Source organism: Pseudomonas sediminis, from assembly GCF_039555755.1.
In the GTDB taxonomy this organism is placed as follows: domain Bacteria; phylum Pseudomonadota; class Gammaproteobacteria; order Pseudomonadales; family Pseudomonadaceae; genus Aquipseudomonas; species Aquipseudomonas mendocina_D.
The window spans coordinates 58,269-70,553 of the sequence record NZ_CP154631.1 but is presented as its reverse complement, the minus strand read 5'-3'; the positions used below and the strand labels follow the sequence as shown (position 1 = coordinate 70,553).

Sequence of the window (12,285 nt, the reverse complement as noted above, 5' to 3'; positions counted from 1 at the left end):
GAACGTCCGGAGGACGGCCCGAAGGGCGAGTGAAACGAGTAATGCTCATTTACCACTCGTAAACTCCGCTTCCTCGCTTGTTTTTGCGGGGCCGCCACCGGTTTGTATCACTCTAGCTCACGAGCTCGTGAGCAGGCTCATATGGCTTCCCAGCCTTCTATATTTCGCAATTCAGGAATTTTCTGATCCATGGGCAAATCGCTGGTCATCGTGGAATCCCCGGCCAAGGCCAAGACCATCAACAAGTACCTGGGCAGCCAGTACGTGGTGAAGTCGAGCATCGGCCACATCCGTGACCTGCCTACCAGCGGCTCGGCAAGCGCCACCAAGGAGCCTGCCAAGCGTGGCAAGGCTGCCGCCGGTGAAGCTCCTGCACTATCGCCCAAGGAAAAGGCCAAGCGCCAGCTGTTCGCGCGCATGGGGGTCGACCCCGAGCACGGCTGGAAGGCCAAGTACGAGATCCTACCCGGCAAGGAAAAGGTGGTCGAAGAGCTGCGCCGCCTGGCCAAGGATGCTGACACCATCTATCTCGCAACCGACTTGGATCGCGAAGGGGAGGCCATCGCCTGGCACCTGCGCGAGTCCATCGGTGGTGATGACAGCCGCTATAAGCGCGTGGTGTTCAACGAGATCACCAAGAAGGCGATTCAGGATGCCTTCTCCAAGCCCGGTGAGCTGGACATCAACCGCGTCAACGCCCAGCAGGCACGCCGTTTCCTTGATCGTGTGGTGGGCTACATGGTCTCGCCGCTGCTGTGGGCCAAGATCGCCCGTGGCCTGTCTGCCGGTCGCGTGCAGTCGGTGGCGGTGAAGCTGGTCGTTGAGCGTGAAAAAGAAATTCGTGCCTTCGTCCCGGAAGAATACTGGGAAGTGCACGCTGATCTCGGCACTGCGAAGAACGCCAAGGTGCGCTTCGAAGTCGTTCGCGAAGACGGTTCGGCCTTCAAGCCGGTCAACGAAGCGCAGGCCATGGCGGCGCTGGAGAAGCTCAAGGCCTCCAGCTACAGCGTGGTCAAGCGCGAAGATCGCCCGACCAGCAGCAAGCCGTCAGCGCCTTTCATCACCTCCACCCTGCAGCAGGCGGCGAGCAACCGTCTTGGCTTCGGCGTTAAGAAAACCATGATGATGGCCCAGCGTCTCTACGAGGCTGGCTACATCACCTATATGCGTACCGACTCGACCAACCTGTCGAACGACGCAGTGGAGATGGTGCGTGGCTTCATCGGCAGTGAGTACGGCGACAAGTACCTGCCGGGCAAGCCGAACCAGTACTCGAGCAAGGAAGGCGCTCAGGAGGCGCACGAAGCGATTCGTCCCTCCGACGTCAACTTGCGTCCGACCCAGCTCTCCGGCATGGAGCGTGATGCCGAGCGCCTGTATGACCTGATCTGGCGTCAGTTCGTCGCCTGCCAGATGCCGCCGGCGGAATACCTGTCCACCAGTGTCACCGTGGCTGCCGGCAACTTCGAGCTGCGCGCCAAGGGCCGCATCCTCAAGTTCGACGGTTACACCCGCGTGCTGCCGCAGCAGAGCAAGCCGGGCGAGGACGACGTCCTGCCGGAAATGAAGGAAGGCGAGGGCCTCAAGCTGATCCAGCTCGACCCCAGCCAGCACTTCACCAAGCCGCCGGCGCGCTATTCCGAAGCGAGCCTGGTCAAGGAGCTGGAAAAGCGCGGTATCGGCCGGCCGTCCACCTATGCCGCGATCATTTCCACCATTCAGGATCGCGGTTACGTCACGGTGCACAACCGTCGTTTCTATGCCGAGAAGATGGGCGACATCGTCACCGAGCGTCTCGACGAGAGCTTTGCCAACCTGATGGATTACAGCTTCACCGCCACCATGGAAGAGCATCTCGACGATGTGGCCCAGGGTGAGCGCGAGTGGAAGCATCTGCTCGACGAGTTCTACGGTGACTTCAAGAAGAAGCTCGAAGTGGCCGAGGTGGGCGAGGGCGGCATGCGTGCCAACCAGCCGACGCTGACCGACATCCCCTGCCGCGAGTGCGGCCGGCCGATGATGATCCGTACTGCCTCCACTGGCGTGTTCCTTGGTTGCTCCGGCTATGCGCTGCCGCCGAAGGAACGCTGCAAGGCCACCATCAACCTGGTGCCGGGCGACGAGATTGCTGCCGACGATGAGGGTGAGTCCGAGTCCCGCGTACTGCTTGGCAAGCATCGTTGCCCGATCTGCTCCACGGCCATGGATGCCTATCTGCTGGATGAAACCCGCAAGCTGCACATCTGTGGCAACAACCCGGATTGCACGGGTTACGAGATCGAGCAGGGTCAGTACCGCATCAAGGGTTATGAAGGGCCAAGTCTGGAGTGCGACAAGTGCGGCAGCCAGATGCAGCTCAAGACGGGCCGTTTTGGCAAGTTCTTCGGTTGCACCAATGCCAGCTGCAAGAACACTCGCAAGTTGCTCAAGAACGGTGAAGCGGCGCCGCCGAAGATGGACAAGGTGGAGATGCCGGAGCTCAAGTGCGAGAAGGTGGACGACACCTACGTGCTGCGCGACGGTGCCTCCGGCCTGTTCCTTGCGGCCAGCCAGTTCCCCAAGAACCGCGAGACGCGGGCACCGCTGGTGCTGGAAATTGTCCCGCACAAGCATGAGATCGACCCCAAGTACCACTTCCTCTGCGATGCCCCACAGAAGGACCCGGATGGTCGCCCTGCGGTGATCCGTTACAGCCGCAAGACCAAGGAGCAGTACGTACAGTCCGAGGTCGATGGCAAGCCTACCGGCTGGCGCGCGTTCTACGATGGCGGCAAGTGGAAGGTCGAGGACAAGCGCTGATTGCAGCGTTCTGACGAGATGCGCGCCTGCAGCTGCTGGCGCGCGTATCATGCTTCGATATGCCGTGGAGGTCACCGCAATGGCCAAAGAAATCTATACCCGTACCAATCAGAAGATCTTCTTCGCTGGTATTGCCCTGGATAACTGGCGCAAGGCCGAGGTGTCGGCGGCATTCAATGTGCAGGCACTGGTGCAGGCCGAGCGCGAAGCTGCGCTGTTTCACCTGTACGGTGGGCTTCTTGGGGTGTGTCATGAGATCGCCGGTTACTACCGCATGAACGACGCCGCGCCTTCGCGTGTCGAGGCGTTCGTGCAGCAGGCCGTACTCGAAGGGGCGCCCAGCCCCGAGCTGGCCGAGTTGGTGGAGTTGGCCCAGCAGCGCGAAACCTGGCTGGCCGAACTGCTGGCGGCCTATGCTGGCTTGTTCCAGCCGCCGCGTGAGGAGCGCAAGGCCAAGGTCGATCCGTCCATGCCGTTGATCACCGCCGTCAGTGTTGGCGAGGAGCCGGCCGAGCTTAGCATCGATGATGTCGATGCCTGGCGGCAGCAGCTCAAGGCGCTGGTGCTGCGTTTCCGCGAAGGCCTGAGCGAGTGCTGATTGGGTTTAACTGGACCAGTGGGCTGGGGATGATCCCGGCTGGCTGTTACAATGCCGTGTTTTTGCACAGAGACTGAGCCATGCCTACATCCTTCCTGGAAATCGTCGAACTGCCCGATGGGCGCATTGCCCTGCGTCGCGCAGAGGATGAAGAGGCGTTGGTGACCCTGGATTTCTCCGCTGATGCCAAGGCTTTCCTGCAGGGGCAACACATCGAGGTGGCCAAGGCCATGCTAAATGTTGGTGTGCAGATGGCTGGCCGAATGGCTGAGGGTGATTTCAGTGGTGAAGAACAAGGCTCGCGCGTTCTCCACTGAGTTACTGCGTCTCAACGAAAAACGGGGCTCCATTGGAGCCCCGTTTTCATTTCCGCAAGCGAAGTTGTGGTCAGCTAACCCAGGCTGATGTTCAGGCTCTGCGCGCCACCTGTGTTGGCGGCCTGTGCAAGGCGCTGACGAGTGCTGCTCTCGACCGGATGCAACCAACTGATCACGGTATGGCTGCGCCCCAGCTTGAGTGCTTCTTCGGCCAATTCCAGGGCATTCTGCCCTTGTCGCGGATGCAGCAGCAGGATTCGTTCACGGTTCAGCCCTGCATCGCGCAGCCAGCTTTGCGTGAGGCTGGCCGGTGGTGCCACCAGAGTCAGCCAGCGTGCGTCCTGATTCTGGCTCAGCTCTCGCAGAATCGGCGCCAGTAAGTGCAGGCAGTGCCCAGCGGCGCCACGTAGAGCCAGTTCGCTAAACGCCTGATCATCCTCACTGCGAGAGATGCCATCGGCTGCGACCAGTGGCTCATTCGGCGTTCGGCCAAGGAACGCGTCGAAAAGGGGAAGTTGTGGGCGCTCGAACGACTGCTGCACGTACATGGTGTCTCCTCAGCGGCGGATTACACCGACGCTCAAACCTTCGATGACCAGATCCTGGTTTTCCAGGTCCACTTCGATCGGGGCGAACTCGGGGTTCTCGGCAATCAGCCAGACCTTGTTGCCCTCGCGCTTGAAGCGTTTCACCGTCACTTCGTCGTCAATGCGGGCGACGACGATCTGGCCGTTGCGGGCTTCACGGGTGGTGTGCACGGCGAGCAGATCGCCATCGAAAATGCCGATATCCTTCATGCTCATGCCGCGCACACGCAGCAGGTAGTCGGCTTTGGGTTGAAAGAGCGCGGGGTTGATCTGGCAGGATTCCTCGACATGCTGCTGGGCGAGGATCGGTGCGCCGGCAGCAACGCGGCCAATGACTGGAAGGCCTTCGTCCTCGTTCGCCGCGCCTGCTTCGAAGCCAGGAATGCGAATGCCGCGCGAAGCGCCTGGGGTCATCTCGATGGCCCCCTTGCGTGCGAGGGCCTTGAGGTGCTCTTCTGCTGCATTGGGTGATTTGAACCCCAGTTCCTGAGCGATTTCCGCACGGGTGGGTGGGTAGCCGTTGTCTTCCAGGCAGCGTTTGATGAAGGCGAGAATCTCGGCTTGGCGTGGCGTCAGTTTCAGCATGGCTGGGCTCTGTCTTTTTATACAGTGACTGGGATTATATACAGTAAGCGGCTCTTGGCAACGCCCATTTTGCAGGTGCCTGTCGTCCGGCTTGTTACCCATGCCGAGTAATCTGCGTCTCTGCTTGTTGTAAGCTGTGACCAGCCGGCCAAAAGACGGCTCATGCGGCTTGACAATTCAGTAGGATGAAACGTATGTTTCAAACAAGTGTTTGTCAGGTGATAGCTCATGGCCCAGTCGGAAACCGTTGAACGCATTCTCGATGCTGCGGAACAGCTGTTCGCGGAAAAAGGCTTCGCCGAAACTTCATTGCGGCTGATCACCAGCAAGGCTGGGGTCAACCTGGCTGCCGTCAATTATCACTTCGGTTCGAAGAAGGCGCTGATTCAAGCGGTCTTCTCGCGCTTCCTCGGGCCTTTCTGTGCCAGCCTGGAAAAAGAACTCGATCGCCGTCAGGCCAAGTCCGACACCCAGGTTTCCCTGGAGGAGTTGCTCGAGCTTCTGGTCGAACAGGCTCTGGCCGTCAAGCCGCGCAGCGGCAACGATCTTTCCATCTTCATGCGCCTGCTCGGTTTGGCCTTCAGCCAGAGCCAGGGTCACCTGCGCAAATACCTGGAAGAGGTTTACGGCAAGGTTTTCCGTCGTTACATGCTGTTGGTACATGAGGCTGCGCCGCGTATTCCACCACTGGAGCTGTTCTGGCGTGTGCACTTCATGCTCGGTGCTGCGGCGTTCAGCATGTCCGGTATCAAGGCCTTGCGCGCGATGGCCGAGACCGATTTCGGCGTCAACACCTCGATCGAGCAGGTGATGCGGATGATGGTGCCATTCCTTGCCGCCGGTATGCGTTCGGAAACCGGGGTCAACGATCCTGCATTGGCCAGCGCACAACTCAAGCCCCGGACCAAGACGCCAAGCGCTGCCCCCAAGGTTTGACCGGGCGGCAGGTGGGCTTGGCTTCGTCCTTCGGCTAAGCTAGCGGCCCATGTCCGATCTTGATTTACTCCACATCTCCATTGCTGATCAGGCGCTCTACGGCTTCAGTGCTGGGCGGCTGATAGTGTGTTTTCCCGTATCCACCGCACGCAACGGCGCAGGTGAGCGTAATGGCTCGGGTTGCACGCCGCGCGGGCTGCATCAAGTGCGCGCGAAGATCGGCGCCGGTCTGCCTCTGGCGGCCGTGTTGCGCGGGCGTCGCTGGACCGGTGAGGTATGGTCGCCGCAACTGCACGAGCAATTTCCCGGCCGTGACTGGATCCTTACCCGCATTCTCTGGTTGAGCGGTCTCGAACCGGGGCGCAATCGCCTGGGCGAGGTCGATACCTTCCGTCGCTACATCTATCTTCACGGCACCCCGGACACGGAACCCATGGGCGAGCCGTTGTCCCATGGCTGCATCCGTTTGCGCAACGCCGACATGCTGGCGCTTTTTGATCGCGTGCCGCCGCACGGCCGGGTGCGTATCGACGAAGCAGCCTGCCCGCAGTGGGCGCAGGCCAAGATTTCACGTAAGGAATAGGTTTATGCAAGGCTCTTTGATGATGGACATCGCCGGCACCTGGCTGACCGCCGAGGATCGCCAGATGCTGCGCCAGCCCGAGGTGGGTGGCTTGATCATTTTCGCCCGCAACATCGAATCGCCACGCCAGGTGCGCGAGTTGTGTCAGAGCATTCGTGCCGTGCGCCCGGACCTGCTGCTGGCCGTGGACCAGGAGGGCGGCCGGGTGCAGCGTCTGCGCCAGGGCTTTCTGCGTCTGCCGGCGATGCGCGCGATCGCCGACAACGACAATGCCGAAGTGCTTGCCGAGCATTGCGGCTGGCTGATGGCGACCGAGGTGCTGGCCGTCGGGCTGGATCTCAGCTTCGCTCCGGTCCTCGATCTCGACCATCAGCGCAGTGCGGTGGTCGGCAGTCGCGCCTTCGAGGGCGACCCGCAGCGCGCAACCACGCTGGCGGCTGCGTTCATCCGCGGCATGCACCAGGCAGGTATGGCAGCGACCGGCAAGCATTTTCCCGGGCATGGCTGGGCTGAGGCGGACTCTCACGTGGCCATTCCGGTCGACGAGCGCAGCCTCGATGAGATTCGCGCCTGTGACATGCAGCCGTTCAAGCGCCTGGCTGGCGAGCTCGATGCGGTGATGCCGGCGCATGTCATCTATCCGCAGGTCGATGAGCAGCCGGCGGGTTTCTCTCGTCGCTGGCTGCAGGGCATCCTGCGCGGCGAGCTGGGCTTCGACGGCGTGATTTTCAGTGACGACCTGTCCATGGCCGGTGCGCACGTGGTTGGCGATGCCGGCAAGCGTATCGAGGCGGCGCTTGCTGCTGGCTGTGACATGGGCCTGGTGTGCAATGATCGAGGCTCGGCGGAACTGGCGCTCAGCGCATTGCAGCGCTTGCAGGTCACCCCGGCCGAGCGACTGCAGCGCATGCGTGGTCGCGGCCATGCGTGCACCGATTATCGTCAGGCGCCGCGTTGGTCTGCGGCGGTGGCTGCGCTTAGAGCGGCGCATCTGCTCGACTGAGGGCTCAGCATGACCGTTTATGCAATCATCGGTGGCACCGGTCTGACGCAGCTCGAAGGCCTGGTGATTCGTCAGGCGCTGACGCTGGATACGCCCTATGGCACGCCCTCGGCCGATATCCTGCGTGGCGAGTACGGCGGGCGCGAGGTGTTGTTTCTGGCGCGCCACGGCCAACCGCATCGGATTGCTCCGCATCAGATCAACTACCGCGCCAACCTGTGGGCGTTGAAGCATGCAGGGGCGCGCGAGATTGTTGCGGTCAATGCTGTGGGTGGCATTCATGCGGAGATGGGGGCGGGACATTTCTGCGTGCCGCATCAGCTCATCGATTACACGGCCGGTCGTGCGCACACCTTTTTCGAGGGTGAGCTGGATCACGTGACGCACGTGGATTTCAGCTACCCCTACGATGCGGCATTGCGCGAGCGCCTGATCGCGGCGTTGACCGCTGAAGGTGCTGCATTCAGCAGCCATGGCGTGTACGGCTGCACGCAGGGGCCGCGCTTGGAAACGGCGGCGGAGATCGTGCGGATGGAGCGTGACGGCTGTGATCTGGTCGGCATGACCGCAATGCCCGAGGCTGCACTGGCGCGTGAGCTGGCGTTGCCTTATGCCTGTCTGGCGCTGGTGGTGAATCCTGCTGCGGGCAAGACCAGTGGCCTGATCACCATGGACGAAATCGAACGGGTGCTGGAGCAGGGCATGGGCACGCTCAAGGCGGTATTGGCGCGCGTGCTGAGTGACTAGCTTCTCTGAGCAAATGAAAAGGGCCGCTTAGCGGCCCTTTTCGTTACCTCCCCTTACAGCGGGCTGATGCGCACCAGGGCGCCGAGGCTGCCGTGATCGAGGTAGGTCAGGCTGTTGTCCTTCAGGCGCTGGGCGACTTTCATGTGTTCGCTGCTTTCCAGCAGGCCGTCGGCACTGAAGCGGTTGATCCACAGTTCCAGGTCCAGATCGGCGAAGCGATCCTGGGTGAAGGCGAGGGTGCCTTCGACCGGGTAGTGGCCGAGGTGCGCCTCGCCGCTGTTGATGGCTACGCGGCTGGGCGAGTTGCTCAGCGTCTGGCTCCAGGCCTTGTGCAGCAGAACCTGATAGCCATTACCCGAGTTGAGCTTGGCTGCTTCGCTGTCGAGGCTGGTGGGGCGCTCGCTGCCGGCGATCGGCAGGGCGGTGCCGGCCCAGTCGTCGGGGGCGATCTTCGGCGCGATCACCGCGTCACCGGCCTGGCGGAATACCAGCAGTTCCACCTGATACAGGCGTTCGGCGAAGGCGCTCGGGGCGAGCAGGCAGAGCAGCAGGGCGATCAGGTGCAATGGGCGCATGTAGGTGTCCTTCAGGTGGTGGGCGCGAGGCGCTCGAGCAGGGCTTCCAGGGTGTTGAAGCGCTCTTCCGCGCGCTCCATGGGCACCTGGATCTTGAAGACGGTGGCGCCTTCGAACTTGTAGCGTTTCGGTTGGGCCTGGATCAGCTTGATCAGCGTCAGCGGGTCGACGCAGGTCTCTGCTGCGAATTCGATGCGGCCGCCCTGTGGTCCGGCGTCGACCTTGGTAATACCCAGCTTCTCTGCCTGCAGCTTGAGCAGGGTCAGGCGCATCAGATTCTTGGTTGGTTCCGGCAACAGGCCGAAGCGGTCGATCATCTCTACCTGCAGCTCCTTCAGGCCATCCTCGTCGCTGGCGTTGGCGATACGCTTGTAGAGAATCAGACGGGCGTGCACGTCGGGTAGGTAGTCTTCGGGGATCAGCGCCGGTACGCGCAGGTTGATCTCCGGGCCGCCGCCCAGCGGCTGGTCGAGGTTCGGCTGCTCGCCTTTCTGGATGGCCTTGACTGCGCGTTCGAGCATTTCCATGTACAAGGTGAAACCGACGGCCTGAATCTGTCCGCTCTGGCCGTCGCCGAGCAGTTCGCCGGCGCCGCGAATTTCCAGGTCGTGGGTGGCCAGGACGAAGCCCGCGCCGAGATCCTGGGCGTTGGCGATGGCCTCCAGGCGTTTCTCGGCGTCTGTGGTCATCTGCTTGCGCGGCGGGGTGAGCAGGTAGGCGTAGGCCTGGTGGTGGCTACGGCCGACACGGCCACGCAGCTGGTGCAGCTGGGCCAGACCGAACTTGTCGGCGCGGTCGATGATGATGGTGTTGGCGCTGGGTACGTCGATGCCGGTCTCGATGATGGTCGAGGCCACCAGCACGTTGAAGCGCTTGTGGTAGAAGTCGCTCATCACTTGTTCGAGATCGCGTTCGCGCATCTGTCCATGGCCGATACCGATACGTGCTTCGGGCACCAGTTCGGCCAGGTCGGCAGCACATTTCTCGATGGTCTTCACGTCGTTGTGCAGGTAGTACACCTGGCCGCCCCGTAGTAGCTCGCGCAGCAGTGCTTCCTTGATGGTCGGCTTGTTGGCTTCCATGACGAAGGTGCGCACCGACAGGCGCCGCGCCGGTGGGGTGGCGATGATCGACAGGTCGCGCATGCCGGCCACGGCCATGTTCAGGGTGCGCGGGATAGGCGTGGCGGTCAGGGTGAGAATATCCACCTCGCTGCGCAGGGCCTTGAGCTGCTCCTTCTGGCGCACGCCGAAGCGGTGTTCCTCGTCGATGATGGCCAAGCCGAGGTTTTGGAACTTGACGTCATCCTGCAGCAGCTTGTGCGTGCCGATGACGATATCCACCTTGCCTTCGGCCAGTTGCTGCACGGCCTCGCCGACTTCCTTGGCGCTCTTGAAGCGGCTCATCACCTCGACCTTCACCGGCCAGTCGGCGAAGCGGTCGCGGAAGCTGTTGTAGTGCTGCTGGGCGAGCAGGGTGGTGGGCACCAGCACGGCGACCTGCTTGCCGCTGTGCACGGCGATGAAGGCGGCGCGCATGGCCACCTCGGTCTTGCCGAAGCCGACGTCGCCGCAGACCAGGCGATCCATCGGCTTGCCAGCCAGCATGTCGGCGCGCACGGCATCGATGGCGGCCTGTTGGTCCGGGGTTTCCTCGAAGGGGAAACCAGCGCTGAAGGTGGCGTAGTCCAGTGCCGGGTCCTGGAAGGCGAAGCCTTCACGAGCGGCGCGGCGGGCGTAGATGTCGAGCAGCTCGGCGGCAACATCGCGCACCTGCTCGGCCGCCTTGCGCTTGGCCTTCTGCCAGACCTCCGAACCGAGGCGATGCAGCGGCGCCAGGGCATCGTCACTGCCGGTGTAGCGGGCGATCAGGTGCAGGCTGGCCACGGGGACATAAAGCTTGGCTTCGTCGGCATACTGCAGGGCGAGGAATTCGGCGGCCTGGCCATCGAACTCCATGGTCACCAGGCCCAGGTAGCGGCCGACGCCGTGATCGATATGCACCACCGGCGCGCCTTCGCGCAGCTCGGTGAGGTTCTTGATCACGTTGTCGCCGCCTTCTCGGCCTTTTTCGCGGCGGCGACGCTGCATGACGCGCTGGCCGAACAGCGGGCTCTCGGCGATCAGTGCCAGGTCGTCGAGCAGCAGGCCCTCATCCAGTGGTGCGATGCAGATGTTGAGGCGTTCAGGGCTGGCGACGAAGGCCGGCCAGCCCTCGACTTCCCGGGGCTTGAGCTTGAGGCGGGCGAGCAGTTCCAGCAGCACTTCGCGGCGACCGGCTGATTCGGCACAGAACAGCACGCGGCCTGGATATTCTTCGATAAAGCGGCGCAACGCCGCCAGCGGCTCGCCGGCCTTGGCCTGAATCGCCAGGTCGGGCAGGGCGCGTGCGTCAAAACGGGTCTGGCCGACGCCGGGCTCGATATCGTCCTGATTGACCACCACCCGCGGCCAGCTCTTCAGGCGGGCGAAACAGTCCTCCACCGGCAGGAAGATGTCGGCAGGCGGTAGCAGTGGTCGCTCTGGATCGACTCGGCGATCCTCATAGCGGCTACGCGCATCTGTCCAAAATTGCTCGGCGGCTTTTTCGATACCGGGCAGGGAAAATACCTGGGTGTCGCCCGGCAGGTAGTCGAACAGGGTGTCCGTCTCTTCGAAGAACAGCGGCAGGTAGTACTCGATGCCAGCTGGGGTGATGCCGGTGGAAAGGTCCTGATAGATCGGGCAGCGACGGAAATCCACGTCGAAGCGCTCGCGAAAGCGCCCGCGGAAATCGGTGACGGCTTTCTTTTCCAGCGGAAATTCACGCGCCGGCAGCAGGCGGATCGACTCGACCTTGTCCACCGAGCGCTGGGTCTCGGGGTCGAAGGTGCGCAGGGTTTCGATTTCGTCGTCGAACAGGTCGATGCGGTAGGGCGTGTCACTGCCCATCGGGAACAGATCGATCAATGCGCCGCGCACGGCGAACTCGCCGTGCTCGTAAACGGTATCGACGCAGCGGTAGCCGGCGGCCTCCAAGCGGCCGCGCATCTGCTCCACATCGAGTTTCTGGCCGACATCCAGCACCAGGCTGCCACCCAGCAGAAAACGCTTCGGTGCCAGGCGGTGTAGGGCAGTGGTGATCGGCACTACAAGGATGCCGCGGCTCAGCTGCGGCAGGCGATAGAGTGCTGCGATGCGTTGCGAGATGATGTCCTGGTGCGGCGAGAAGACATCGTAGGGCAGGGTTTCCCAGTCGGGAAAGTGCAGCACTGGCAGGTCGGGGGCGAAGAACGCCAGTTCTTCCTGCAGCCGCTCGGCGCTCTGGCTGCCTTCGGTAAGCACCAGTGTGAAGCGGCCGGCATTGCTGGCCGCTTCGGCGATAGTTAGAGACAGCGCGGCGCCGGGCAGGTTACCCCACTGTTGTTTGCCGGCGCTGGCCGGTAGAGACGGAAGACGCAGTACGGACACGGGCGGCTCACGGTCGTGACGAAAGGCCGGGAATTGTAGCGGGGCTTGGTGGTCAATGTCAGTCGCGACAGGCGCGCATTGCTCATGCCCGCGCGCGCCGTCATAA

The 12,285-nt window shown here is 62.5% G+C and carries 11 protein-coding genes; 7 read left to right on the top strand and 4 right to left on the bottom strand.

What is annotated here, in order from left to right; genetic code table 11:
* Positions 1-189 precede the first annotated feature (189 nt).
* From topA to AAEQ75_RS00345, 3 genes are all read left to right on the top strand, one after another.
* The gene (gene topA, locus AAEQ75_RS00355; RefSeq protein WP_343350530.1) at positions 190-2,799 is read left to right on the top strand and encodes a type I DNA topoisomerase; all 2,610 of its coding nucleotides are present in this window, start codon (positions 190-192) and stop codon (positions 2,797-2,799) included.
* 79 nt (positions 2,800-2,878) lie between these two features.
* Positions 2,879-3,397: a DUF6586 family protein gene (locus AAEQ75_RS00350; RefSeq protein ID WP_343350529.1), complete on the top strand. Its 519-nt coding sequence runs from the start codon at positions 2,879-2,881 to the stop codon at positions 3,395-3,397.
* Between the two features lie 80 nt (positions 3,398-3,477).
* Positions 3,478-3,714 carry a hypothetical protein gene (locus AAEQ75_RS00345; RefSeq protein ID WP_256835066.1) on the top strand — a complete coding sequence of 79 codons (237 nt, stop codon included), beginning with the start codon at positions 3,478-3,480 and terminating at the stop codon, positions 3,712-3,714.
* A 74-nt stretch (positions 3,715-3,788) separates the two neighbouring features.
* Here the strand turns inward: AAEQ75_RS00345 and sulA are convergent, their stop codons facing one another.
* Together sulA and lexA are read right to left on the bottom strand one after the other, a co-directional pair.
* Entirely contained in the window at positions 3,789-4,262 is a 474-nt protein-coding gene (gene sulA / locus AAEQ75_RS00340; protein ID WP_143504394.1) for an SOS-induced cell division inhibitor SulA, read from the bottom strand.
* A gap of 9 nt (positions 4,263-4,271) precedes the next feature.
* The gene (gene lexA, locus AAEQ75_RS00335) at positions 4,272-4,886 is read right to left on the bottom strand and encodes a transcriptional repressor LexA (RefSeq protein ID WP_343350528.1); all 615 of its coding nucleotides are present in this window, start codon (positions 4,884-4,886) and stop codon (positions 4,272-4,274) included.
* A gap of 228 nt (positions 4,887-5,114) precedes the next feature.
* On the opposite strand from lexA, the gene AAEQ75_RS00330 reads away from it, so the two are divergent.
* From AAEQ75_RS00330 to AAEQ75_RS00315, 4 genes are read left to right on the top strand one after another with little or no spacing between them, the layout of a single operon-like run.
* Complete coding sequence (locus tag AAEQ75_RS00330; protein ID WP_179576114.1) at positions 5,115-5,822, top strand: TetR family transcriptional regulator; 708 nt, start codon at positions 5,115-5,117, stop codon at positions 5,820-5,822.
* Positions 5,823-5,871: 49 nt separating this feature from the next.
* Entirely contained in the window at positions 5,872-6,405 is a 534-nt protein-coding gene (locus tag AAEQ75_RS00325) for a L,D-transpeptidase (protein ID WP_256835070.1), read from the top strand.
* 4 nt (positions 6,406-6,409) lie between these two features.
* Positions 6,410-7,408, top strand: coding sequence for a beta-N-acetylhexosaminidase (gene nagZ / locus AAEQ75_RS00320; protein ID WP_256835074.1), 999 nt, complete (start codon positions 6,410-6,412; stop codon positions 7,406-7,408).
* Positions 7,409-7,417: 9 nt separating this feature from the next.
* On the top strand, positions 7,418-8,155 hold the full coding sequence (locus AAEQ75_RS00315) for an S-methyl-5'-thioinosine phosphorylase (protein WP_343350527.1): 738 nt from the start codon (positions 7,418-7,420) through the stop codon (positions 8,153-8,155).
* A 53-nt stretch (positions 8,156-8,208) separates the two neighbouring features.
* Here the strand turns inward: AAEQ75_RS00315 and AAEQ75_RS00310 are convergent, their stop codons facing one another.
* Positions 8,209-8,730, bottom strand: a complete 522-nt coding sequence (locus AAEQ75_RS00310) for a CsiV family protein (RefSeq protein ID WP_343350526.1) — start codon at positions 8,728-8,730, stop codon at positions 8,209-8,211.
* An 11-nt stretch (positions 8,731-8,741) separates the two neighbouring features.
* Positions 8,742-12,179, bottom strand: a complete 3,438-nt coding sequence (gene mfd / locus AAEQ75_RS00305; RefSeq protein WP_343350525.1) for a transcription-repair coupling factor — start codon at positions 12,177-12,179, stop codon at positions 8,742-8,744.
* Positions 12,180-12,285 lie beyond the last annotated feature (106 nt).

Bases quoted from the DNA above. Each gene is read 5' to 3' on its own strand.
- AAEQ75_RS00330 (WP_179576114.1), top strand. From the start codon at position 5,115: ATGGCCCAGTCGGAAACCGTTGAACGCATTCTCGATGCTGCGGAACAG.
- AAEQ75_RS00310 (WP_343350526.1), bottom strand. From the start codon at position 8,730: ATGCGCCCATTGCACCTGATCGCCCTGCTGCTCTGCCTGCTCGCCCCG.
- AAEQ75_RS00315 (WP_343350527.1), top strand. From the start codon at position 7,418: ATGACCGTTTATGCAATCATCGGTGGCACCGGTCTGACGCAGCTCGAA.
- lexA (WP_343350528.1), bottom strand. From the start codon at position 4,886: ATGCTGAAACTGACGCCACGCCAAGCCGAGATTCTCGCCTTCATCAAA.
- sulA (WP_143504394.1), bottom strand. From the start codon at position 4,262: ATGTACGTGCAGCAGTCGTTCGAGCGCCCACAACTTCCCCTTTTCGAC.
- topA (WP_343350530.1), top strand. From the start codon at position 190: ATGGGCAAATCGCTGGTCATCGTGGAATCCCCGGCCAAGGCCAAGACC.
- AAEQ75_RS00345 (WP_256835066.1), top strand. From the start codon at position 3,478: ATGCCTACATCCTTCCTGGAAATCGTCGAACTGCCCGATGGGCGCATT.
- AAEQ75_RS00350 (WP_343350529.1), top strand. From the start codon at position 2,879: ATGGCCAAAGAAATCTATACCCGTACCAATCAGAAGATCTTCTTCGCT.
- AAEQ75_RS00325 (WP_256835070.1), top strand. From the start codon at position 5,872: ATGTCCGATCTTGATTTACTCCACATCTCCATTGCTGATCAGGCGCTC.
- nagZ (WP_256835074.1), top strand. From the start codon at position 6,410: ATGCAAGGCTCTTTGATGATGGACATCGCCGGCACCTGGCTGACCGCC.